Below are 21,630 nucleotides of genomic sequence, written 5' to 3'. Positions count from 1 at the left end.
CGCCGGACACGGAGGACCGGGCTGCGGCAGCCGTGCCGCCCGGACGGCGGTCACGCGCCGCCGCGCGGGCCGAAACCCTGCCGAGGGCACCTCACTTGAGGTAGGCGAGCACCGCCAGCACCCGTCGGTTGTCGGCCTCCGACGGCGGCAGGTCCAGCTTGGTGAAGATGTTCGACGTGTGCTTGATGACCGCGCGTTCGGTGATCACCAGTTCCTGGGCGATCGCCGCGTTCGAGCGCCCCTCCGCCATCAGGCCCAGGACCTCGCGCTCGCGCGGGGTGAGGCGGGAGAGCGGGCCGTCTCGGTGGTGGTCCTTGGCGAAGAGCTTGGCGACGACGTCGGGGTCCATCGCGGTGCCGCCGGCCGCGACGCGGCGCACCGCGTCCACGAAGCCGTCGGGGTCGAACACCCGGTCCTTGAGGAGGTAGCCGATGCCTCCGGTGCCGTCGGCGAGGAGTTCGCGGGCGTAGAGCTGCTCCACGTACTGGGACAGGACCAGGACCGGCAGGCCGGGGAGCCGGCGCCGGGCCTCCAGGGCGGCCCGCAGGCCCTCGTCCGTGAACGACGGCGGGAGCCGGACGTCGACGACGGCGACGTCCGGCTCGTGCGCGAGGAGGGCCTGGAGGAGTCCGGGCCCGCTGTCCACCGCGGCGACCACCTCGAAGTCGTAGGACTCCAGGAGGCGGACGAGGCCGTCCCGCAGCAGGAAGAGGTCCTCGGCTAGGACAACGCGCACGGCAGCTCCATGGTGAGGGTGGTCGGTCCGCCCGGCTTGCTGGTGATGGCGAGGACCCCGTCGAAGGCGGCGAGCCGGCGCTCGATGCCGCGCAGGCCGGTGCCCCGCGAGGGGTCGGCGCCGCCCCGGCCGTCGTCCACGACCTGGCCCCGCAGCGCACCGCCCTCGTACCAGAGGTCGATGCTCACGGTGTCCGGCTCGGCGTGCTTGGCGGCGTTGGTCAGGGCCTCGGCGACCGCGAAGTACATCGCGGACTCCACCGGCGCCTCGGGCCGGCCGGGCAGGTCGGCGTTGACGGTGACGTCGAGCGGGCTGTCCATGGCCAGGGCGCGCACCGCGTCGGCGAGGCCGCGGTCGGCGAGGACCGGCGGGTGGATGCCCCGGACGAGGTCGCGCAGTTCCGTGAGGGCGTCGGCGGAGGCCTTGCGGGTGTCGGCCAGGATGGCGCGGACCGCCTCCGGGTCCTTGCTGAGAAGCTGCTCGGCGACGCCCAGGTTCATGCCGAGGGCCACCAGGCGGGCCTGGGCCCCGTCGTGCAGGTCGCGCTCGATGCGGCGGAGTTCGGCCGCCGAGCTGCTGACGGCGTCGCTGCGGCTGTCGGTGAGCCGGCGCACGCGCTGTGCGGTGGGGCTCGGAGCCAGCAGGGTGCGGGCCAGGGCGGCGTGGGCGCGCAGCAAGGGGGGCCCGGTGACGAGGCCGGCGCCGAGGACGACGACGCCGAGCGCGACGCAGTACCAGGCGGAGGCCAGATCGTCGATCCGCACCCACAGGTAGTAGTTGGAGCCGGCGTCGGCGATGGGACGGTAGATCGCGGGCATCAGGAGGCCGCCGATCCCGCACACGACGAGCGACAGGGGCATCAGGGCGAGGACCACGCCGGCCACCGGGTTGACCAGCATCCAGGCCAGGTCGCGCCAGGTCGCGGGGTCGGTGAGGACCCAATGGGTGCGCTGCCACTGGCCCTTGAGCCCCGGCGCGGCGGCGGGGGCGGGCAGGTACGGCTGCTCGATGGCCTGCCCCGACCAGCTCTCCGCGGTCCGGCGGGAGGTGTTGACGACGGCCCGTACGGCGACGGCGAGGGCCGGGACGAGCAGGACTCCCAGGCCGACACCGACGAGCGAGACCGCCGTCACGAAGAGGCAGAAGAGGACGAGTTCGGCGAGCGCGAGCCCGAGAACGGGCACTCCCCTGCCGATGGCGCGCGTTCCTGCGCGGAGGTCCAGGTCCATCACGGTCGTCCCCATCCCCTCGGTGCACGGCTCCCTGCCGCGGCGACCCCTTGAGTCTTCCTCCCCGCGAGGCCGTGCGCAGGGGACGTACCTGGCGTCCTCGACGGTGTAGTCAGGTACACCACCGGACGCCACCGAGGTGTCTGTCCCGTGTCCGCCGCGCTGCCTTGACTGGACGCATGACGATGCGACTGCGCCGGCGACCGGAAGGGCGCCCGCGACGGCGACGGCCGGCGGAACGGCGCCTGCGACGGCGACTGCGGCGCCTGCTCCTGCCGCTGTGCGTGCCGCTGATCCTGTCGGCCGGCTCGGGCCCCGGCCCCGCGCCCGCGACGGCGGCGCCCAGGATGGAAGCGCCCAGGACGGAGGCCGCTCCCGCTTCCCGGCTCCCGGCCGCCGACGCGCCGTCGGGACTCGCCGGGGCCGTGGACGCGCTGGTGCGCCGGCAGCTCGACGAGTACCGCATCCCCGGCGCGTCGGTGGTGGTCCTGGAGCGCGGTCGGCCGGCCCTTACGCGGGGGTACGGCGTCGCCGACGCGGCGGCCGGAACCCCCGTCGACCCGCGGCGCACCGGCTTCTTCCTGGCATCGGACGCCAAGCTGTTCACCGCCGTCGCGGTCCTGCAGCAGATCGAACGCGGCCGATTGGACCTGACGGCCGACGTCAACCGCTACCTGACGGCATTTCAGGTCGAGGACACGTATCCGGGGCACCCCGTGACGGTACGCGATCTCCTCACCCACACGGCGGGCTTCGACAACAACATCATCGGCCGCGCGGTCACCCGGCCCGAGGACGTACGCCCGCTCGGCGAGAGCCTGGCGGCGCACCAGCCGCGCCGGGTGCGCCCGCCGGGCGAGGTCGCCAGCTACGACAACTACGGTGTGGCGCTGGCCGGTCACCTGGTCGAGACGGTGACGGACACCCCGTTCGCCACGTACCTGGAGCGCTCGGTGCTGCGTCCGCTCGGCATGACGCGGACCAGCTTCGCGCAGCCGCACTCCCCCACGATCGCCGCGCACCTCGCCCGCGGTCACCGGCCGGACGGCGAGGGCCAGCGGGTCCAGGACGGGCAGTACGGCGACTGGTCCCCGACCGGCGCGGGCGCGGTCAGCACCGCGGCCGACATGGGCCGGCTGCTGGGCGCGCTGCTCGACGGCGGCGGCCCGGTGCTGACGGCACGCTCGGCCGAGGCCCTGATGACGCGGCAGTTCGGGAACGACCACCGGCTGCCCGGCCTCGGCTACATCTTGGAGGAGCGCGTGCGGGGCGGGCAGCGGCTGCTGGTCAAGGACGGCGACCTGCCCGGCTTCCACGGCAACCTGGCCCTGCTCCCGGACCGGGACGCGGCGGTGTACGTCGTCTACAACGGCGACGGCGAGGACGGTTCCGCCGCCTACGCGGGGCAGCAGGTCGTGGACCGCTTCGCCGACCACTTCGGCACCGCCGCCGGCGCCCGCCGCCCCGTCTCCCGGGCCGACGTCACGCCGTACGAGGGCGAGTACCGTTCCACGCGCACCAGTTCCTCGGAGCTGACCCGGGTCAGCGCGCTGATCGGCTCGGTCCGGGTGACCGCGGGCGAGGGCGCAACGCTGACCACGACCGGGCTCTCCCGCGACCCGGGGGTGCGCGAGCGGCACTGGGTGCAACTGAGCCCGGGGCTGTTCCAGGAGAAGGGCGGCCAGGACCGGATCGCGTTCCGCGGCGGGCGCCTGTCGGTCGCCTCCGACGCCTCCGTCTCCTACGAGCGGCTGCCCTGGTACCTCTCCCCGGTGCTGCACCAGCAGGTGCTGCTCGGCTCGCTGGCGTTCCTCGCGCTGCAGGTGCTCACGCTGCCGGTGCTCGCTTTTGTGCGCCGCCGCTCCCCGGGCACGCCGCCCGGTGCACGCGCCGCCGGGCTGTTGCTGTGGGCCACCGGTGCGCTGATCACCACGGCGGTGGTCTGCTTCCTGCTCCTGTCCGCCGACCCGAACGCCCTCAACCGCACGATCATCGTGGGCGACTCGCCACTGCTGAGGGCGGTCCCGGCACTGACCGGAGTCGCGCTGGCGACCACCGGCGCCATGATCGTGTGTACGGTCCTGTCCTGGCGGCGGCGCTGGTGGACGCTGACCGGGCGGCTCCACTACACGTGCGGCACGCTGGCGGCGGTGGTGTTCCTGGGGGTGGCCGCCTTGTACCGGCTGGTGGCGTGAGGCGGCGGCGAGGCCGTCGGCCGACGACCACAGGAGGACCGACGGGAACTGCCCGTCCGAGCGCACCGCGTCCCGGACGGGCAGTTCATCGGCCCGGTGGCTCACCTCACCCGGCCTTCTTGCGCCGTGCCCAGCGCTGCCCGATCGGGCGATCACGAAGGCCGCCGGAACGATGGCGACCTCCCTGATGCCGAAGAGCGGTTCGGACGCCTCGAAGCGCACGATCAGCAGCCCCGCATGGACACCTATCGCCACCAGGGCGCCGGCCAGGTCACTTGTCGTACTTCGCGCCGGAGGTCCAGACTCCCGCCAGGTGATCAAGATCGACGGATCACCCGCTACACGTTGAAGCGGAATGTCTGCGAGCCGATCCTGACCTGCGGCGGAGCACGCTCCATGGCTCTGACCTGGGATTTCCTCGTTGACATACGTTGGCTCCCGACGGCCGTTTACGGGTGTCCCGCGGACTGGCTGCGGACTGGCCGGGCGGGCGGAGGCCGAGAAATCCATGGCGCACCGGCGGGACCGGCAAGGAGACTGCCCAGGTGAGCGACCGCTACCCCTGCCCGTGCTGCGGGCACCGCGTGCTGGACGCGATGCCCGGCTCGTACGAGATCTGCCCCGTCTGCTTCTGGGAGGACGACGGGGTCCAGTTCCGCTGGCCGACCATGGCCGGCGGCGCGAACAAGGTCTCTCTGATCGAGGCCCAGCGTAACTACCAGGACTTCGGCGCCTGCGACGAGCACGGCCGCCGGTTTGTCCGCTCGCCGACCGAGGACGAGCCGCTCGCCCCCGCTTGGCGCCCCATCGATCTGACACGGGACTCCTTCGAGGACTGGACGGCCGAGGACCGCGCCCCGTGGCCCGACGACCGCTCGGTGCTCTGCTGGTGGCTCCCCACCTTCTGGCGCCGGGACCCGCAAGAGCTTCGACCGGAGCGAGCGGGCGGTCCGCAGCGCGAACGAGACCCCGCGTGTTCCGCTCCGGGACATCGTGGAAGGCACCGTGGAGGGGGTGTTCGAAGCCCTGACCCCGGGGCTGCTGCTCGCGGGGCCGTCGGGCAGCCTCATCCGCGCCGACCACTACGTCGACGCCGCCGACGGCGTTCCCGTCGTGATGCCCAAAGACCTGACGGGGAACGGCTTCAGCACGGCAAGCATCCGATACATCAGCGAGCGACAAGCCACGGAACTGAAGCGCTTCCGTCTCCTATGCGGCGACGTCGTCCTGGCGCGCCGCGGAGAGCTGGGGCGAGCCGCTGTCGTCCGCGAGGAGCAACACGGATGGGTGTGTGGCACCGGCTGCTTCGTGCTGCGTCCCCCTTCTGCACTCGACGCGGACTACTTCGCCGCGTACCTGCGCGGTCCGGAAGCACGGACGTGGCTGGAAACCCACTCCACGGGGAGCATGAAGATGAAGACCATCTCCCTCGGCGTTCTCGGCGATCTGCCCGTGGTGCTGCCCGACCTTGCAACCCAGCAAGCGATCGCCGGCACGATGGCTCAGTTGGACGAACACGAGCGCCTGTTGCGCGATCAGCTCGAGCTCACTCGGCGCATCCGCCACGGGGCGCTGGGCGGAGGCATCATCGCCACGCCGTAGCCACTTCCTGCGGCCGAGGCCGCCGCGAGCAACGTCCCAGCCTACGACGGCCTCCCGGCGGATCGGCACCCCATGTGCCCCTCTCGGGCTCACACTTCCGAGCCGCAGGAGGCCGCGGGCCTGGGGCACGGCGACGAACAGCCGACTGCTCGCGAGTTACCTGCGTTCGGTCTCCGTCCGCTGGACTGGGGGTGTCGTGGTGCGGGAGCAGGCTTGCTTCCACTCCAGCCCTTGGCCCGGCAGACGGTACGTGCCAGTTTCGCCGCGAACAGAGCCTTGGCCGACGCCCGGTCGCGCTCTCCGAGGGGTGCACCGACCGGGGACAGCGGCAAGGGCCACCCGGCTCTTGCCGCGTGCCGGTGCCGACCGGCCGCGCCCGCACCAACGTCGCCTGTTCCGTCCCGACCGGGGGGCCTGGCTCAGTGACGACAACCGACAATTCAGTAGTGATAGCGGGCCGCGAGGATCACAATCTCCTTGTCTGTGACCAGGTAGACCAGGCGATGCTCGTCGTCGATCCGCCGCGACCAAGCACCTGGCAAGTGGTACTTGAGCGGCTCGGGCTTACCGATTCCGGTGAAGGGGTCGCGTTTGACATCCTCGATGAGCTTGTTGATCCGAGCGAGCATCTTGCGGTCGTTCTTGAGCCAGGACGTGTAGTCCTCCCAGCCCTGATCTTCGAAGACGAGCCTCACTCAGCACCCTCACTGGCCGCATCCGGCGAGTCGGGGTCGATCAGCTCTCGCTCTGCCACATTGATGTTGGCCAGGGCGTTCTCGTAGGCCTTGAGCAACCGGCGAGCGTTCGCCGGCGAGCGCAGCAGGTACGAGCCCTCACGCAATGCCGCATAGTCCTCGGCCGAGACGAGCACGGCATTGCCGTGCTTGGAAACGATCTCGATGGCCTCGTGGTTGTCGTTGACCTTCTTGATCAGCGGAAAGAGAGCCTTGCGGGCTTCGCTCGCAGTTATGGACATGACCTCACCCTTTCCGGCAGTGGTACCGAATAACGTACCACTCTCACTGCTCATGGCCAGAGCAGACGCCCGGCGAAGGAGCAGACATCCCAGCACCGCCCCGCCCGGGCAACAGCAAGGGGCCGGCCCCAAAAGAGACCAACCCCTTGCCACCTGCGAGCTTGACGAAGCCCTTAGCTTAAAGTGAGCAATCAATCACACGTTGAAGCGGAACTCCACCACGTCGCCGTCCTGCATCACGTAGTCCTTGCCCTCCATGCGGGCCTTGCCCTTGGCACGGGCCTCGGCGACGGAGCCGGCCTCGACGAGGTCGGCGAAGGAGATGACCTCGGCCTTGATGAAGCCCTTCTGGAAGTCGGTGTGGATGACACCGGCGGCCTCGGGGGCGGTGGCGCCGCGCTTGATGGTCCAGGCGCGGGATTCCTTGGGGCCGGCGGTCAGGTAGGTCTGCAGGCCGAGGGTGTTGAAGCCGACGCGGGCGAGGGTGGCCAGGCCGGGCTCCTGGGCGCCGACGGACTCCAGGAGTTCCATGGCGTCCTCCTCGTCCAGCTCGGCCAGGTCGGCCTCCAGCTTGGCGTTGAGGAAGATCGCCTCGGCGGGGGCGACCAGGGCGCGCTGCTCGTTCTTGAAGTCCTCGTCGGTCAGCTCGTCCTCGTCGACGTTGAAGACGTAGAGGAAGGGCTTGGTGGTGAGCAGGTGCAGGTCGTGGAGGAGCTCGGCGCGCTCGCTGCCCTGGACGATGCCGTGGGCGAAGAGGGTGTCGCCCTTCTCCAGGAGGTCCTTGGCCTCCTCGACGGCCTTGACCTTGGGCGCGATGTCCTTCTTGATCCGCGACTCCTTCTGGAGGCGGGGCAGGACCTTCTCGATGGTCTGGAGGTCGGCGAGGATCAGCTCGGTGTTGATCGTCTCGATGTCGTCCTTGGGCGAGACCTTGCCGTCGACGTGGACGACGTTCTCGTCCTTGAAGGCGCGGATGACCTGGCAGATCGCGTCGGACTCGCGGATGTTCGCGAGGAACTTGTTGCCCAGGCCCTCGCCCTCGGACGCGCCGCGCACGATGCCCGCGATGTCGACGAAGTCGACGGTGGCCGGGAGGATCTTCTGGGAGCCGAAGATCTTCGCCAGCTCGGCCAGGCGGGCGTCGGGGACACCGACCACGCCGACGTTGGGCTCGATCGTGGCGAACGGGTAGTTGGCCGCCAGCACGTCGTTCTTGGTCAGGGCGTTGAACAGGGTCGACTTGCCGACATTCGGCAGACCGACGATTCCGATCGTGAGCGACACGTTGCGACTTCCCGTTACGTGAGGATGAGGGTGACGAGGACCCGGCGACTGGGCTTGCGTGGGCCGATCCACCAGTCTACGGCGTGCCCGCGCGCGGCCCGGCGCTACGTCGAACGCCTGGACAGTGGCGGCCCCCGGCGTGTCAGGCGGGCTATTCGGCACATAAACCGACCACAGTTGGTCCGGTGGAGCAACCCAGGACGCGCCCCCCGCAGCCCGCACCGCGACGTGACGAGCCGCCCAGGCCCCCGGTCCCCCCACAGGCGGGACGGGCGGCGGGCGGCGGTGTGGTGCGCTCGCCACGACCCGACCGCGCCCCGGAGCGGCGCAAGGACGCCCAGGGTCGGCCGGGCCCCCAGAGCAGGCCCGGCCCGCACGCGAAGTCGGGCACACAGGGGAAGCCGGCGAGGCAGGGGAGGCCGGGCACACAGGGGAAGCCGGCTGGTCAGGCCGGGCCGGGTGCGCCGGGCAAGCCCGGCGCGCAGGCTCGCCCCCGTGTGCAGGGGCAGGGCAGGACCGGTGCCGGTGCGCAGGTGCGGGTGCGTCCGGTGGACCGCCCGGCGGCGCTTCAGCGGCGACCGGTGGCGGGGCGCCGCCCCGGTGCGGCGATGGTCCGGCGGCTGCCCGATCCCCGGCTGACCGGGCTGGGCGGGGGCCTGTTCTGCGGCCTGGTGATGCTGGTGCTGGGCCTGATCGACGCGGCGCTGTTCGCCTCGCAGACCGCCTACGGGGTGATGTTCCTGCCGGTGAGCGCGCTGACGGCGCTGTGGGTGCGCCGGGGCGACCTGCTGACGGCGCCGGTGGTGGTGCCGATCGCGTTCGCGCTGGGCCTGGTGCCGCTCGTGGACACCGACGGCACCGGCGGAGCCGTCATGGGCATGGTGACGGGTCTCGCCACGCAGGCGGGCTGGCTGTACGGGGGGACCCTGATCGCGGGGACGATCGCGCTGGTCCGCAGGGTCCGGATGATCCGGCGGAGGAACGCGCGCAACCGGTCGCAGGGCTGACGCACAGAGGCGAGCTGAACCAGCGGAGCGGTGGAACCGGCCGAGCGGGCGGAACCAGCCGAGCGGGCGAGCGACCGGAACGAGCGGAAGGGCAGATCGGGCGGCCCGAGCAGGGCGAGCGGACCGAGCAGAGCGAGCGGACCGACGTGAACGGATGGGACGGCTGAAGGCTCGCGGACACGAGCGGGCCCGTCCTCGGCCGCCCGCGTCCGCGCACGTGGGCGGCCCGCAGGCGCGCCGCCCACGTGCGGACGAAGACCTCCCGAGCGAGGTTCCGGGCCCTGAGGGTCCGGGTCCCGAGGGTCCGGGCCCTGAGGGTCCGGCTCCAGAGGGCCCGGAGGGCGGGCACCACGGGAGGCCAGGGCAGTCCCGGCCCCGCACGGCCCGAGCGGCGGCCCCCGGCCCTACGAGCCCGTCGCCGCCCGCAGGGCCGCGCCCACGATGCCCGCGTTGTTCTGCAGGCTCGCCGGGACGACCTCGGCCCTGATGCCCTTGATGTGGTGCAGGAACTTGTCGGCCTTGCGGCTCACGCCGCCGCCGATGACGAACAGCTCCGGGGAGAACAGCATCTCCACGTGGGCCAGGTACTTCTGCACCCGGTGGGCCCACTTCTCCCACGACAGGTCGTGGTCCTCCTTGGCCTTGCTGGACGCCCGCTTCTCGGCCTCGTGGCCGTTGAGTTCCAGGTGGCCGAGTTCGGTGTTGGGGACCAGGACGCCGTCCACGAAGACGGCGCTGCCGATACCGGTGCCGAGGGTCAGCAGGATGACGGTGCCCCGGCGGTGGCGGCCGGCGCCGAAGTGCATCTCGGCGAGCCCGGCCGCGTCCGCGTCGTTGACCAGCGTCACGGGCAGGCCGCCGAGGCGGTTGCCGAACAGGATGCGGGCGTCGGTGTCGATCCAGCTCTTGTCGACGTTGGCCGCGGAGCGCACTGTGGTGCCGCCCTCCACCACGCCGGGGAAGGTGATGCCGACCGGGCCGGTCCAGCCGAAGTGCTCGACGACCTCCTTGACGCCGTCGGCCACCGCGTCCGGGGTGGCCGGGTGCGGGGTCAGGACCTTGTGGCGTTCCTGCGCCAGGTCCCCCTTGTCCAGGTCGACCGGGGCGCCCTTGATCCCGGATCCGCCGATGTCCACGCCGAAGATCTCCATGGATCCACGGTACTCACCGCGGCCGGTGGTGCCGCGTCATCCGGCCGCGCCGGGCCGGATGACGCGGCACCGTCGTCATTCGGCCGCGTCGGTGGCGGCGGCCCGCCGCTCCGCCACGAGCGCGGCGGCTTCCTCGCGCAGGTCGCGGCGGAGCTCCTTGGGCAGGGAGAAGACGATGGACTCCTCAGCGGCCCGGACGATCTCCACGTCCTCGAAACCACGCTGCGCCAGCCACTCCAGGACCTGCTCGACCAGCACCTCCGGCACCGAGGCGCCCGAGGTGAGGCCGACGGTGGTGACGCCCTCCAGCCAGCTCTCGTCGATCTCGTCGGCGAAGTCCACCAGGTGGGCGTCGCGGGCGCCCGCCTGCAGGGCGACCTCGACCAGACGCTTGGAGTTGGAGGAGTTGCGGGAGCCGACGACGATCACCAGGTCGGCGTCCGCGCCCATCTGCTTGACGGCGAGCTGGCGGTTCTGGGTGGCGTAGCAGATGTCGTCGCTGGGCGGGGAGATCAGCTGGGGGAACTTGTCCTTGAGGGCGTCGACGGTCTCCATCGTCTCGTCGACGGAGAGCGTGGTCTGGGAGAGCCAGACCACCTTGGAGGGGTCGCGGACCTCGACCTTGGCGACGTCCTCGGGGCCGTCGACCAGCTGGATGTGGTCGGGGGCCTCACCGGAGGTGCCGATGACCTCCTCGTGGCCCTCGTGACCGATCAGGAGGATGTCGTAGTCCTCCTGGGCGAACCGGACCGCTTCCTTGTGGACCTTGGTGACCAGCGGGCAGGTGGCGTCGATGGTGGCGAGGCGGCCGCGTTCGGCCTCCTCGTGGACGACGGGCGCCACACCGTGCGCGGAGAACATCACGATGTTGCCCGGCGGGACCTCCTCCGTCTGTTCGACGAAGATGGCGCCCTTCTTCTCCAGGGTCTGCACGACGTACTTGTTGTGCACGATCTCGTGCCGGACGTAGACGGGGGCCCCGTACTGCTCCAGGGCCTTCTCGACGGCGATCACGGCGCGGTCCACACCCGCGCAGTAGCCACGGGGGGCGGCGAGCAGGACACGGCGGCCAGGCGAAGCGGTCATGCCTCCCATCGTAAGGGCCCGGCTCGGAGGCCCTGCGGTCACGGTGCGTTGTCGGTGGCGCGCACTACCCTCGCGGCATGGCTGTCAACACGTCTGCGGAAGCTCCCATCCCGGTCGGGGAGGTGTCGCGGCTCATCGGCGGGTGGATCGACCGGCTGGGCGCGGTGTGGGTGGAGGGGCAGATCACCCAGCTGTCCCGGCGGCCGGGCGCGGGGGTGGTCTTCCTGACGCTGCGGGATCCGTCGTACGACATCTCGGTGGGGGTGACCTGCTACCGGCAGGTGTTCGACGCGGTCGCCGACGTGGTGAGCGAGGGCGCGCGGGTGGTGGTGCACTGCAAGCCGGAGTGGTACGCCCCGCGCGGGCAGTTGTCGCTGCGCGCCGCCGAGATCCGGCCGGTGGGGGTCGGGGAGCTGCTGGCGCGGCTGGAGCAGCTGAAGAAGTCGCTGGCGCGGGAGGGGCTGTTCGCGCCGGAGCGGAAGAAGCCGCTGCCGTTCCTGCCGCAGATGATCGGGCTGGTGTGCGGGCGGGCGTCGGCTGCGGAGCGTGACGTGCTGGAGAACGCGCGGCACCGCTGGCCGGCCGTGCGGTTCGAGGTGCGCAACGTGCCGGTGCAGGGCGTGCACGCGGTGCCGCAGGTGGTGCAGGCGGTGAAGGAGCTCGACGCGGACGACGCCGTCGACGTGATCATCGTGGCGCGGGGCGGGGGCAGCGTGGAGGACCTGCTGCCGTTCTCCGACGAGCAGTTGGTGCGGGCGGTGGCGGCCTGCCGCACACCGGTGGTGTCGGCCATCGGACACGAACCGGACAACCCGCTCCTGGACCACGTGGCGGACCTGCGGGCCTCCACGCCGACGGACGCGGCGAAGAAGGTCGTGCCGGACGTCGGCGAGGAGTCCGAGCGGGTACGGCAGCTCCGGGACCGCGCACGGCGGTGTGTGCACGCGCTGCTGGACCGGGAGGAACGCGGGCTGGCGCACGCGCTGGCCCGGCCGTCGATACAGGACCCGCACCGGATGGTGGACGCCCGGGAGGACGAGGTGACGTCGTTGCTGGACCGCGCCCGGCGGTCGCTGCGGCACCAGCTGGACCGGGCGGAGTCGGAAGTGACGCACACGCACGCCCGGGTGGTCGCCCTCTCCCCCGCGGCGACCCTGCGGCGGGGGTACGCCGTGCTCCAGCGTCCGGACGGGCACGCGGTGCGCGCCCCGGACGAGGTCGCACCGGGCGAGGAGCTGCGGGCACGGGTGTCCGAGGGCGAGTTCACGGTTCGGGTCGAGCCGTAGGGGTCGATACGTAGGGTGGGCGGATGAGCGGCGAGACGGAGCGGACGGCGGCGGTGGGCGCATGAGCGGCAAGACGGAGCAGGCGGCGGCGGGTGAGGCCGCCCTCGGGTACGAGCAGGCCCGGGACGAGCTGATCGAGGTGGTGCGGCGTCTGGAGACGGGCGGCACGACGCTGGAGGAGTCCCTCGCGCTGTGGGAGCGGGGCGAGGAGCTGGCCCGGGTGTGCCGGCGCTGGCTGGAGGGCGCGCGCGCCCGGCTGGACGCGGCACTGGCCGAGGAGGAGGCGGGAACGAGGACGGAGTCGGAGGGGGCCGGCGAGCCCGGACGCACCACGTGAAGCCGTGAAGTGGATCACTGAGTTCCGGGCATTGGTTGAACTTTGAACTTCCCGGGCGTACTGTCGTGTGCGTCGGCATTTCCGTGTAGTGCACACGGTTCCGACGTGCCCCTGCACGTACTCCCCACGAAGGTTCACGCATGTCTCTCGTTCTCGACCCGGCCGCCCAGGATCTGCTCTTCCGCGAGGCCCGCACGGCGAACACCTTCACCGACGAGCCGGTGACCGACGAGCAGGTCCAGGCGATATACGACCTGGTCAAGTACGGCCCGACCTCCATGAACCAGTCGCCGCTGCGCGTCACCCTGGTCCGTTCCGCGGAGGCCCGCGAGCGTCTGGCCGGCCACATGGCGGACGGCAACCGCGCCAAGACCCTCGCGGCCCCGCTGGTGGCGATCCTCTCGGCGGACAACGAGTTCCACGAGGAGCTGCCCCAGCTGTTCCCGCACTTCCCGCAGGCCAAGGACCTCTTCTCCGAGCGCCCGGTGCGCGAGGGCTCCGCCGCCCTGAACGCCGCCCTGCAGGCCGGGTACTTCATCCTCGGCGTGCGCGCCGCCGGTCTGGCGGCCGGCCCGATGACCGGCGCCGACTTCGAGGGCATCCGCAAGGAGTTCCTGGACGACGACCACACCCCGCTGATGGTCGTCAACATCGGCCGCCCCGGCCCGGACGCCTGGTTCCCGCGCAGCCCGCGCCTGTCCTACGAGCAGGTCGTGACGACGGTCTGAACCGACGGGAACGCCGGGACCACGGCACGACGGGACGGCTGGGCGACGGGACGGCTGGGCGACGGGACGGCTGGGCGACGGGATGACCGGATGACGGCCAGCAGCCTCAGGGCTGCATGGCCTCACGGCTTCGCGGCCTCACGACTTCATGGCCTTACGGGGTCATGACCTCACGGCTTCGTGGCCTTACAGGGTCATGACCTCACGGCTTCGTGGCCTCACGAGGCGCCGGCCCCGCAGCCCAGCGGGCCATCGGTCCGACAGCCCGACAGCCTCTTCCTCGCGCGGCGCGTGTGTATGACGACAGGGCCCCGACGCTGATCGCTGATCGCTGATCACGTCGGGGCCCTGTCGTCGTCCACTGCCGAGCCTGGCCGGACACCGCCGGGCCCGTGGATTCCGCCCGTCCGCAGGCCCCCGGCCGTCCACCGGCACCGCCTCCTCGGCGCACCGGGAGCTTCCGAGGCTCCCCGGCGTCACTCCGTGCGCAGGGCCTTCGCCATCTTCGTCAGCTGCCCGAAGGAGGCCGTCCCGGTCACGATGGTGGTCGAACCGTCGGGGTGCTCCAGGACCAGGGCGTCGTACTGACTGCCCTCGTAGCGCGCCCAGGTCTCGCCGTTGATCTCCTGCGTGACGTCGGTCCGCTCCGCCTTCTGCGTCTTGTCCTCGATGAACAGCGTGCGCTTCTGGGTCGACTGCTCGACCGCCACGTACTCGCCGTCCGGGGCGCGGTAGCCCAGGTGCCAGGCATCGCCCTCGTCGCCCCGGAACCGGACCGACGTGGCCTTCCAGGTGTCGGGCAGCCCCACGGGCGCCGCCACCGGGTAAGCGGCGGCACGGCGGGCGGTGAGCAGGTCGACCCGGTAGTCCACCCGCGGGAGGTCGGGCTCACCGTCGTCGTGCGGGATGAACAGCCAGACGAACCCGGCCACCAGCCCGATGAGACCCAGGGAAAGGATCATGTCCCGGGCCGACTTCTGCATGCTGTTCTTTCCTGCTGACACGCCCCCATCGTCGCAGGTCCCGGTCGCGCTCATCCGTGGGGGCCCCTGCTCATTCTGTTCACCCGGCGATAGAGTGCCCCGGAACCCTCATCCGGCCGTCGTCGTACAGAAAGGTGCGCTCCGATGACCGAACATCATCATTTGCCGTCCGAGCTCGATGTGCCCTCCGAGGCACCCGACCGCAACCTCGCCCTGGAGCTCGTACGGGTCACCGAAGCCGCGGCGATGGCCGCCGGCCGCTGGGTCGGGCGCGGGGACAAGAACGGGGCCGACGGCGCCGCCGTGCGTGCCATGCGGACGCTCGTCTCCACCGTGTCGATGAACGGCGTGGTCGTCATCGGCGAGGGCGAGAAGGACGAAGCCCCCATGCTGTTCAACGGGGAGCGCGTGGGCGACGGGACCGGCCCCGAGTGCGACATCGCCGTCGACCCGATCGACGGCACCACCCTCACCGCCAAGGGCATGACGAACGCCATCGCGGTGCTGGCCGCCGCGGAACGCGGCACGATGTTCGACCCGTCGGCCGTGTTCTACATGGACAAGCTGGTCACCGGGCCGGAGGCGGCCGACTTCGTCGACATCAACGCGCCGGTGAACGTGAACATCCGGCGGGTGGCCAAGGCGAAGCGGGTCACCCCTGAGGACGTCACCGTGGTGATCCTGGACCGGCCGCGGCACGAGGGCATCATCAAGGAGATCCGCGACACCGGGGCGCGCATCAAGCTGATCTCCGACGGTGACGTGGCGGGCTCCATCCTCGCCCTGCGCGAGGGCACGGGCATCGACCTGCTGCTGGGCGTGGGCGGCACCCCGGAGGGCATCATCTCGGCCTGCGCCGTGAAGTGCCTGGGCGGCACCCTGCAGGGCAAGCTGTGGCCCAAGGACGACGAGGAGCGGCAGCGCGCCATCGACGCCGGGCACGACCTGGACCGGGTGCTGACCACGGACGACCTGGTCTCCGGGGAGAACGTCTTCTTCGTGGCGACCGGCATCACCGACGGCGAGCTGCTGCGGGGCGTGCGGTACCGCTCCGAGACCGCGACGACCGACTCGATCGTGATGCGCTCCAAGTCGGGCACCGTGCGCCGGATCGACTCGGAGCACCGGCTGAGCAAGCTGCGGGCGTACAGCGCGGTGGACTTCGACCGGGCGAAGTGACTCCGTCGGTCGGACGGGAGGGGCGGGGGCGCGGGGTTCTTGTGCGGGCGCGGGTGCGTCGCGGTGCGGTGCGGTGCGCCGTTCCCCGCGCCCCCTTGGGCGGTTGTGCGGCCGTCCGCCGGGCCGGAAGCAGGGGCGTGCCGCCCGGTGGGCTGAGCGGGCGTCGGCCCCGTGCCGGTGCGTGGGGGTGCTGAGTGCGCAGTTCCCCGCGCCCCTGGACAGGCGGCCCACGCAGCCGCCAGGCAACAAGCAGCGTGGGACACGGCACCGCGGAGGGCCGACCGGGTTCCCCGTCTGCTGGTCCGGCGGGGTGGGGTGTGCGGGCTGCGGGCACCCCGACGATCGGGGCGGCGTGGGGGAGCGATGCCGGGTGGGCGGCCTCCGGGTGGGGAGGGCGCCCTTCTCCTGTGGGCCGGTGGTCAGCCGGCCGCGGCTATGCGGCCGGTCTGGCGGGTGGCCTGGAGTTCCATGTCGCGGCGCCGGCGGCGGGCCAGGACCACGCGGCGCTCGGCGGCGGTCAGGCCGCCCCAGACGCCGTAGGGCTCCGGCTGGAGCAGGGCGTGTTCACGGCACTCGACCATCACGGGGCAGCGGGCGCAGACGCGCTTGGCCGCGTCCTCGCGGGAGAGCCGGGCGGCGGTGGGCTCTTTCGACGGGGCGAAGAACAGCGCGGCCTCGTCACGGCGGCACACCGCCTCGGTGTGCCAGGGCGCGTCCTGATCCCTGTCTCGCGCGGGCCCCCGCTGGGCCGGGACGGCGGCTACCTGCAGGGACGAATGCGGCGGTTGCAGCACGGTCTACTCCTGACGACGGCTTCGCGAGCGAGACACGATGCAGCAAGGCTTACCCGATGTACGCACGCCTATGCACTGAGTTCCGAACCGCCGTGGCAGGCACGGGAATTCACCGGTGAGTGCCTTGATTCCGCCGGACCCGTCCGGTCCGTTTCCGTCGGGTTCGCGGGCGTCAACGGTCGGAGCGCCCGCGCAAACCCTTGTCCACCGAGCGCTGTACGCGGTCCAGGATGTCCGCCACCAGCTTGCCGCGCCTGGGCCGCGCCTCGATGTTGCCCAGCACCGCCCAGCCGTCCACGTAGACCGCCGGGGCCTGCGGGTCCTCCGCGTCGAGCGAGGCCACCTCGAAGTTGCCGAACACCCCGCCGCCGGTGCCGCGCAGCGAGACGTTCTCCGGCACCCGGACCTCGACGTTGCCGAAGACGGAGTACGCCTTGATCACGACCTGCTGGTGGTCGAAGAGGGCCTCGCTGAGGTCGATCTCGACGTTGCCGAAGACCGCGTACACGTGGATGCGGCGGCCGGCGCGCCAGCGGCCCTTGCGGACGGCGGCGCTGAACACCGCGACGACGTTGTCGTCCGGGTCGGGCGGGATCGCGCCGGCGGTGGGCCTGCTCGGCGCCGTCGGGTGCGGACGGGACGGCCGGCCCGCCGGGAGGTCGCGGACGAACACCTCCAGCTCCCGCACGGTCTTCGCGGCCAGCACGCCCTCCACCCGCTCGGCGTGCTCGTCAGGCGTCAGCCGGCCCTCCGCGAGGGCGTCGCGCAGGAGATCGGCGATGCGGTCACGGTCGGCGTCCGAGGCCCGCAGCTCGGCGGTCTGCGGAGTGCGGTCCTGCTGCTGGGGGTGCTTGTGAAGGTCCACCGGAGCAGCCTACCCAGACGCGATAGATCGCGACCACCCCCCGCGACGAACTCGCCGCCCTCCCGCCGTCCACACTCGCCCTACACCCGCCCCGCACCCGCCTCCGCGCGCACCCCGCACCCGCCCCACACCCACCTCCGCACGCACCCCGCACCCACCCCTGCGGACCCTCCGGTCATGCGCGGACAACTGAGGACAACCTCACAGACGCGCCGCCCGCGGCACGTCCTACGCTGGTGGCGCCCGCCGATGGAGGCGGGCGGCCGTCTGTCGAGTGAGGAATGGGCGAGATGCCTGAGTTCGAGTACGCCGATCTGCTCCCCACGGGAGAGGACACCACCCCCTACCGGCTGGTGACCTCCGAGGGTGTCTCCACCTTCGAGGCCGACGGGCGGACCTTCCTCAAGGTGGAGCCGGAGGCGCTGCGCAGGCTGGCCGAGGAGGCTATCCAGGACATCCAGCACTTCCTGCGGCCCGACCACCTCGCCCAGCTCCGCCGCATCATCGACGACCCGGAGGCCAGCTCCAACGACAAGTTCGTCGCGCTGGACCTGCTGAAGAACGCCAACATCGCGGCGGCCGGCGTGCTGCCCATGTGCCAGGACACCGGCACGGCGATCGTCATGGGCAAGCGCGGCCAGAACGTCCTGACGTCCGGCCGCGACGAGGAGGCCCTGTCCCGGGGCATCTACGACGCGTACAAGAACCTGAACCTGCGCTACTCCCAGATGGCCCCGCTGACCATGTGGGAGGAGAAGAACACCGGCTCCAACCTGCCCGCCCAGATCGAGCTGTACGCGACGGACGGCGACGCCTACAAGTTCCTGTTCATGGCCAAGGGCGGCGGCAGCGCCAACAAGAGCTTCCTCTACCAGGAGACCAAGGCCGTCCTGAACGAGACCTCCATGATGAAGTTCCTGGAGGAGAAGATCCGTTCGCTCGGCACGGCCGCCTGCCCGCCGTACCACCTCGCCATCGTCGTCGGCGGCACCTCGGCCGAGTACGCGCTGAAGACCGCCAAGTACGCCTCCGCGCACTACCTGGACAACATGCCCACCGAGGGGACCCCGCTGGGCAGCGGCTTCCGGGACAAGGAGCTGGAGGAGAAGGTCTTCGAGCTGACGCAGAGGATCGGCATCGGCGCGCAGTTCGGCGGCAAGTACTTCTGCCACGACGTGCGCGTGATCCGCCTGCCCCGGCACGGCGCGTCCCTCCCGGTCGCCCTGGCCGTGTCCTGCTCCGCCGACCGTCAGGCCGTCGCGAAGATCACCGCCGAGGGCGTGTTCCTGGAGCAGCTGGAGAAGGACCCGGCGCGCTTCCTGCCGGAGACCACGGAGGAGCAGCTGGCGGACGAGGGCGAGGTCGTGCGGATCGACCTCAACCAGCCGATGGACGCCATCCTCGCCGAGCTGACCAGGCACCCGGTCAAGACCCGGCTGTCCCTCACCGGCCCGCTGGTCGTGGCGCGCGACATCGCGCACGCCAAGATCAAGGAGCGGCTGGACGCGGGCGAGGAGATGCCGCAGTACCTCAAGGACCACCCGGTCTACTACGCCGGCCCGGCGAAGACGCCCGAGGGCTACGCGTCGGGTTCCTTCGGTCCGACCACGGCCGGCCGAATGGACTCCTACGTGGAGCAGTTCCAGGCGGCGGGCGGCTCCAAGGTGATGCTGGCCAAGGGCAACCGCAGCAAGCAGGTCACCGACGCGTGCGGCACGCACGGCGGCTTCTACCTCGGCTCGATCGGCGGCCCGGCGGCGCGGCTGGCCCAGGACTGCATCAAGAAGGTCGAGGTCCTGGAGTACGAGGAGCTGGGCATGGAGGCGGTCTGGAAGATCGAGGTGGAGGACTTCCCGGCGTTCATCGTCGTCGACGACAAGGGCAACGACTTCTTCCAGGACCCGGCGCCCGCCCCGACGTTCACGACGATCCCGGTGCGCGGCCCCGGACTGGCCTGAGACCCCCTGGGAGCCTCATGGACCCCCGGCGCGCCGCCGGGGGTCTGCTGCCTGCCTGAACGCCCCTCCGAGCCCCACCTGCTCCCGTGGCTCGCCTCACCACTGTTCACGGTCACCGGGGCCGTCCGGTGCGCCGACCAGCAGGCCCGCCGCGACCACGGCACCCGCGAGGACCAGCACCCCCGCCGCCACGCCGGCGACGAGCCACGGGCGGCGACCACCGCCGCTCTCGGTGCCGCGTGCGTCCGCCTCGGGTGCCCGGAAGGGATCCCCCTCGCTCACCGGCCGTCCGCCCTTCCCGTCGGCATGCCGGTCACCCGGCCCGGTTGCTGTTCCCGGCCGGGGTTCATGCGTCCGTCCCTCTGTCGTCGGGAGCCGGTAGCGGGTCGTCCTCCGGCTTCGGGGAGCCGGTAGCGGGTCGTCGTCCGGCTTCGGGGAAGCCGGGATCGCAGTGGCGGACGCTGCTGCCGCCCGCCGTGTCGAACTCCTGAGCCAGGCCCACTCGGTGGAGCTTGGCCATCTGTCCCTCTGTCCATCGGGAACCTGCGACGGGCCGGTCCCCTCCACTGCAGCCGGCAGGCCCCGCTCGCACGAAGTTGCCGACTCCCTCTTCTCATGCGGTCATTCGTGTACTCGCGCCCGGTCGGCCCACCGACCTCGGTGCTGCACCCGTCCGCCGGGACCCTCCCTCCCTGATCAGCCTGCCCGCCACCTCCGGCCCGCCCTCGCCCCGCCCCGGCCCCCCGCGCACACCCACCCGTACGGCCCCATTGGCGCGGGTTCCGGAACAACGGCGGCCCGTCGCACGCTGTACGGGGTATGAGCGACGACTTCCGCATCGAGCACGACTCCATGGGCGAGGTACGCGTCCCCGCCGAGGCCAAGTGGCGCGCGCAGACGCAGCGCGCCGTCGAGAACTTCCCGATCTCCGGTCAGCGGCTCGAACGGGCCCACATCGAGGCCCTGGCCCGCATCAAGGGCGCCGCGGCCAAGGTGAACGCGGGGCTGAAGGTGCTGGACCAGGACATCGCCGACGCCATCCAGGAGGCGGCCCTGGAGGTCGCCGAGGGGCGGTGGGACGAGCACTTCCCGGTCGATGTCTTCCAGACCGGCTCGGGGACCTCGTCCAACATGAACACCAACGAGGTCATCGCCACCCTCGCCACCGAGCGGCTCGGGCGGCCGGTGCACCCCAACGACCACGTCAACGCCTCGCAGTCGTCCAACGACGTCTTCCCGTCGTCGCTGCACATCGCCGCCACCGCCGCCGTCACCCGGGATCTGATCCCCGCCCTGCAACACCTGGCCACGTCACTGGAGCGCAAGGCCGCCGAGTTCGCCGACGTGGTGAAGTCGGGGCGCACGCACCTGATGGACGCCACGCCCGTGACCCTCGGCCAGGAGTTCGGCGGCTACGCGGCCCAGATCCGCCTCGGCGTGGAGCGGCTGAACGCCTCGCTGCCCCGCCTGGCCGAACTCCCCCTGGGCGGCACGGCGGTGGGCACCGGCATCAACACCCCGCCCGGCTTCTCCGCCGCCGTGATCGAGGAGGTGGCCCGCGCCACCGGGCTGCCGCTGACCGAGGCGCGCGACCACTTCGAGGCGCAGGGCGCCCGGGACGGCGTCGTGGAGACCAGCGGGCAGCTGCGCACCATCGCCGTCGGCCTGACGAAGATCACCAACGACCTGCGCTGGATGGCCTCCGGCCCGCGCACGGGTCTCGCCGAGATCACCCTGCCCGACCTCCAGCCCGGTTCGTCGATCATGCCGGGCAAGGTCAACCCGGTGGTCCCGGAGGCCGTGCTCATGGTGTGCGCCCAGGTCATCGGCAACGACGTGACGGTCACCACGGCGGGCGCCTCCGGCAACTTCGAACTCAACGTGATGCTGCCGCTCATGGCCAAGAACGTGCTGGAGTCGATCCGGCTGCTGGCCAACGCCTCCCGGCTGCTCGCCGACCGCACCATCGACGGCATCGTCGCCGACCGGGAGCGGGCCCGGGAGTACGCGGAGTCGTCGCCGTCGGTGGTGACCCCGCTGAACAAGTACATCGGTTACGAGGAGGCCGCGAAGGTGGCCAAGAAGGCGCTGGCCGAGCGGCGGACCATCCGCGAGGTCGTGCTGGAGGGCGGGTACGTCGACCGGGGCGACCTCACGGCGGAGCAGCTCGACGAGGCCCTGGACGTGCTGCGCATGACCCGGCCGTGAGGTGCGCCGCACGGGAGTGAACCGTG

Annotated in this window: 20 protein-coding genes and 1 pseudogene; 10 read left to right on the top strand and 11 right to left on the bottom strand. The window is 71.7% G+C overall.

All coding sequences use genetic code 11. The features are described from left to right. Nucleotides 1-91: 91 nt before the first annotated feature. Both AB0F01_RS08445 and AB0F01_RS08440 read right to left on the bottom strand, forming a co-directional pair. Nucleotides 92-736 (bottom strand): response regulator transcription factor, encoded by a 645-nt coding sequence (locus tag AB0F01_RS08445; protein WP_362091237.1) that lies wholly within the window; start codon nt 734-736, stop codon nt 92-94. Then, complete coding sequence (locus AB0F01_RS08440; protein WP_362091234.1) at nt 721-1,980, bottom strand: sensor histidine kinase; 1,260 nt, start codon at nt 1,978-1,980, stop codon at nt 721-723. The genes AB0F01_RS08445 and AB0F01_RS08440 overlap by 16 nt, the downstream gene beginning before the upstream one ends. A gap of 164 nt (nt 1,981-2,144) precedes the next feature. On the opposite strand from AB0F01_RS08440, the gene AB0F01_RS08435 reads away from it, so the two are divergent. The 3 genes and pseudogenes from AB0F01_RS08435 to AB0F01_RS08425 all read left to right on the top strand — a co-directional run bounded on the left by AB0F01_RS08435 (nt 2,145) and on the right by AB0F01_RS08425 (nt 5,762). After that, nucleotides 2,145-4,160 carry a serine hydrolase domain-containing protein gene (locus tag AB0F01_RS08435; RefSeq protein ID WP_362091231.1) on the top strand — a complete coding sequence of 672 codons (2,016 nt, stop codon included), beginning with the start codon at nt 2,145-2,147 and terminating at the stop codon, nt 4,158-4,160. A 545-nt stretch (nt 4,161-4,705) separates the two neighbouring features. Next, nucleotides 4,706-5,077, top strand: a pseudogene (locus AB0F01_RS08430) (CPCC family cysteine-rich protein); the annotation flags it as partial. A 97-nt stretch (nt 5,078-5,174) separates the two neighbouring features. Next, nucleotides 5,175-5,762, top strand: a complete 588-nt coding sequence (locus tag AB0F01_RS08425; protein WP_362091228.1) for a restriction endonuclease subunit S — start codon at nt 5,175-5,177, stop codon at nt 5,760-5,762. A gap of 440 nt (nt 5,763-6,202) precedes the next feature. Here AB0F01_RS08425 and AB0F01_RS08420 read toward each other — a convergent pair whose 3' ends face one another. The 3 genes from AB0F01_RS08420 to ychF form a co-directional block, all read right to left on the bottom strand. Beyond that, a complete protein-coding gene (locus AB0F01_RS08420) occupies nt 6,203-6,457 on the bottom strand; it encodes a Txe/YoeB family addiction module toxin (protein WP_009321768.1) in 255 nt (84 codons plus the stop codon). Further along, nucleotides 6,454-6,738: a type II toxin-antitoxin system prevent-host-death family antitoxin gene (locus tag AB0F01_RS08415; RefSeq protein WP_362092532.1), complete on the bottom strand. Its 285-nt coding sequence runs from the start codon at nt 6,736-6,738 to the stop codon at nt 6,454-6,456. The genes AB0F01_RS08420 and AB0F01_RS08415 overlap by 4 nt, the downstream gene beginning before the upstream one ends. 195 nt (nt 6,739-6,933) lie before the next feature. Next, complete coding sequence (gene ychF, locus AB0F01_RS08410) at nt 6,934-8,022, bottom strand: redox-regulated ATPase YchF (RefSeq protein WP_362091225.1); 1,089 nt, start codon at nt 8,020-8,022, stop codon at nt 6,934-6,936. 548 nt (nt 8,023-8,570) lie between these two features. Here ychF and AB0F01_RS08405 point away from each other — a divergent pair. Continuing rightward, nucleotides 8,571-9,029: a DUF6542 domain-containing protein gene (locus AB0F01_RS08405; RefSeq protein WP_362091222.1), complete on the top strand. Its 459-nt coding sequence runs from the start codon at nt 8,571-8,573 to the stop codon at nt 9,027-9,029. 404 nt (nt 9,030-9,433) lie between these two features. Here AB0F01_RS08405 and ppgK read toward each other — a convergent pair whose 3' ends face one another. Next, a complete protein-coding gene (gene ppgK / locus AB0F01_RS08400; protein ID WP_362091219.1) occupies nt 9,434-10,180 on the bottom strand; it encodes a polyphosphate--glucose phosphotransferase in 747 nt (248 codons plus the stop codon). A 75-nt stretch (nt 10,181-10,255) separates the two neighbouring features. Beyond that, nucleotides 10,256-11,275 (bottom strand): 4-hydroxy-3-methylbut-2-enyl diphosphate reductase, encoded by a 1,020-nt coding sequence (locus tag AB0F01_RS08395; protein WP_362091216.1) that lies wholly within the window; start codon nt 11,273-11,275, stop codon nt 10,256-10,258. A gap of 68 nt (nt 11,276-11,343) precedes the next feature. On the opposite strand from AB0F01_RS08395, the gene xseA reads away from it, so the two are divergent. The 3 genes from xseA (at nt 11,344) to AB0F01_RS08380 (ending at nt 13,617) form a co-directional block, all read left to right on the top strand. Beyond that, the gene (gene xseA, locus AB0F01_RS08390; protein ID WP_362091213.1) at nt 11,344-12,552 is read left to right on the top strand and encodes an exodeoxyribonuclease VII large subunit; all 1,209 of its coding nucleotides are present in this window, start codon (nt 11,344-11,346) and stop codon (nt 12,550-12,552) included. A 61-nt stretch (nt 12,553-12,613) separates the two neighbouring features. Beyond that, the gene (locus AB0F01_RS08385; RefSeq protein ID WP_362091210.1) at nt 12,614-12,889 is read left to right on the top strand and encodes an exodeoxyribonuclease VII small subunit; all 276 of its coding nucleotides are present in this window, start codon (nt 12,614-12,616) and stop codon (nt 12,887-12,889) included. A gap of 140 nt (nt 12,890-13,029) precedes the next feature. Next, nucleotides 13,030-13,617, top strand: a complete 588-nt coding sequence (locus AB0F01_RS08380) for a malonic semialdehyde reductase (protein WP_362091208.1) — start codon at nt 13,030-13,032, stop codon at nt 13,615-13,617. A gap of 476 nt (nt 13,618-14,093) precedes the next feature. On the opposite strand, the gene AB0F01_RS08375 is transcribed toward AB0F01_RS08380, so the two are convergent. Then, the gene (locus tag AB0F01_RS08375) at nt 14,094-14,600 is read right to left on the bottom strand and encodes a DUF4245 domain-containing protein (protein WP_362092530.1); all 507 of its coding nucleotides are present in this window, start codon (nt 14,598-14,600) and stop codon (nt 14,094-14,096) included. A 144-nt stretch (nt 14,601-14,744) separates the two neighbouring features. Here AB0F01_RS08375 and glpX point away from each other — a divergent pair, with 144 nt between their 5' ends. Then, nucleotides 14,745-15,779, top strand: a complete 1,035-nt coding sequence (gene glpX, locus AB0F01_RS08370; protein WP_362091207.1) for a class II fructose-bisphosphatase — start codon at nt 14,745-14,747, stop codon at nt 15,777-15,779. 419 nt (nt 15,780-16,198) lie between these two features. On the opposite strand, the gene AB0F01_RS08365 is transcribed toward glpX, so the two are convergent. Beyond that, a complete protein-coding gene (locus AB0F01_RS08365; protein WP_362091204.1) occupies nt 16,199-16,573 on the bottom strand; it encodes a WhiB family transcriptional regulator in 375 nt (124 codons plus the stop codon). Between the two features lie 172 nt (nt 16,574-16,745). Beyond that, nucleotides 16,746-17,438: a DUF1707 domain-containing protein gene (locus AB0F01_RS08360; protein WP_362091201.1), complete on the bottom strand. Its 693-nt coding sequence runs from the start codon at nt 17,436-17,438 to the stop codon at nt 16,746-16,748. A gap of 281 nt (nt 17,439-17,719) precedes the next feature. Here AB0F01_RS08360 and AB0F01_RS08355 point away from each other — a divergent pair, with 281 nt between their 5' ends. Further along, entirely contained in the window at nt 17,720-19,396 is a 1,677-nt protein-coding gene (locus tag AB0F01_RS08355; protein WP_362091198.1) for a fumarate hydratase, read from the top strand. A gap of 96 nt (nt 19,397-19,492) precedes the next feature. Here AB0F01_RS08355 and AB0F01_RS08350 read toward each other — a convergent pair whose 3' ends face one another. Beyond that, nucleotides 19,493-19,678 (bottom strand): hypothetical protein, encoded by a 186-nt coding sequence (locus AB0F01_RS08350; RefSeq protein WP_362091196.1) that lies wholly within the window; start codon nt 19,676-19,678, stop codon nt 19,493-19,495. Between the two features lie 537 nt (nt 19,679-20,215). On the opposite strand from AB0F01_RS08350, the gene AB0F01_RS08345 reads away from it, so the two are divergent. Next, nucleotides 20,216-21,604, top strand: coding sequence for a class II fumarate hydratase (locus AB0F01_RS08345; RefSeq protein ID WP_362091193.1), 1,389 nt, complete (start codon nt 20,216-20,218; stop codon nt 21,602-21,604). Nucleotides 21,605-21,630: the final 26 nt, after the last annotated feature.

The organism is Streptomyces sp. NPDC029526, from assembly GCF_040637405.1.
Lineage (GTDB): Bacteria > Actinomycetota > Actinomycetes > Streptomycetales > Streptomycetaceae > Streptomyces.
The sequence above is the reverse complement of the archived record's forward strand: the minus strand, read 5'-3'. Positions and strand labels throughout refer to the sequence as shown.

What these genes read in the sequence shown, in the direction of transcription:
- AB0F01_RS08415 (WP_362092532.1), bottom strand. Translation starts at nt 6,738, where the DNA reads ATGTCCATAACTGCGAGCGAAGCCCGCAAGGCTCTCTTTCCGCTGATC.
- AB0F01_RS08395 (WP_362091216.1), bottom strand. Translation starts at nt 11,275, where the DNA reads ATGGGAGGCATGACCGCTTCGCCTGGCCGCCGTGTCCTGCTCGCCGCC.
- AB0F01_RS08440 (WP_362091234.1), bottom strand. Translation starts at nt 1,980, where the DNA reads ATGGGGACGACCGTGATGGACCTGGACCTCCGCGCAGGAACGCGCGCC.
- xseA (WP_362091213.1), top strand. Translation starts at nt 11,344, where the DNA reads ATGGCTGTCAACACGTCTGCGGAAGCTCCCATCCCGGTCGGGGAGGTG.
- AB0F01_RS08355 (WP_362091198.1), top strand. Translation starts at nt 17,720, where the DNA reads ATGGGCGAGATGCCTGAGTTCGAGTACGCCGATCTGCTCCCCACGGGA.
- AB0F01_RS08385 (WP_362091210.1), top strand. Translation starts at nt 12,614, where the DNA reads ATGAGCGGCAAGACGGAGCAGGCGGCGGCGGGTGAGGCCGCCCTCGGG.
- AB0F01_RS08345 (WP_362091193.1), top strand. Translation starts at nt 20,216, where the DNA reads ATGAGCGACGACTTCCGCATCGAGCACGACTCCATGGGCGAGGTACGC.
- AB0F01_RS08380 (WP_362091208.1), top strand. Translation starts at nt 13,030, where the DNA reads ATGTCTCTCGTTCTCGACCCGGCCGCCCAGGATCTGCTCTTCCGCGAG.
- AB0F01_RS08435 (WP_362091231.1), top strand. Translation starts at nt 2,145, where the DNA reads ATGACGATGCGACTGCGCCGGCGACCGGAAGGGCGCCCGCGACGGCGA.
- ppgK (WP_362091219.1), bottom strand. Translation starts at nt 10,180, where the DNA reads ATGGAGATCTTCGGCGTGGACATCGGCGGATCCGGGATCAAGGGCGCC.
- AB0F01_RS08375 (WP_362092530.1), bottom strand. Translation starts at nt 14,600, where the DNA reads ATGCAGAAGTCGGCCCGGGACATGATCCTTTCCCTGGGTCTCATCGGG.
- glpX (WP_362091207.1), top strand. Translation starts at nt 14,745, where the DNA reads ATGACCGAACATCATCATTTGCCGTCCGAGCTCGATGTGCCCTCCGAG.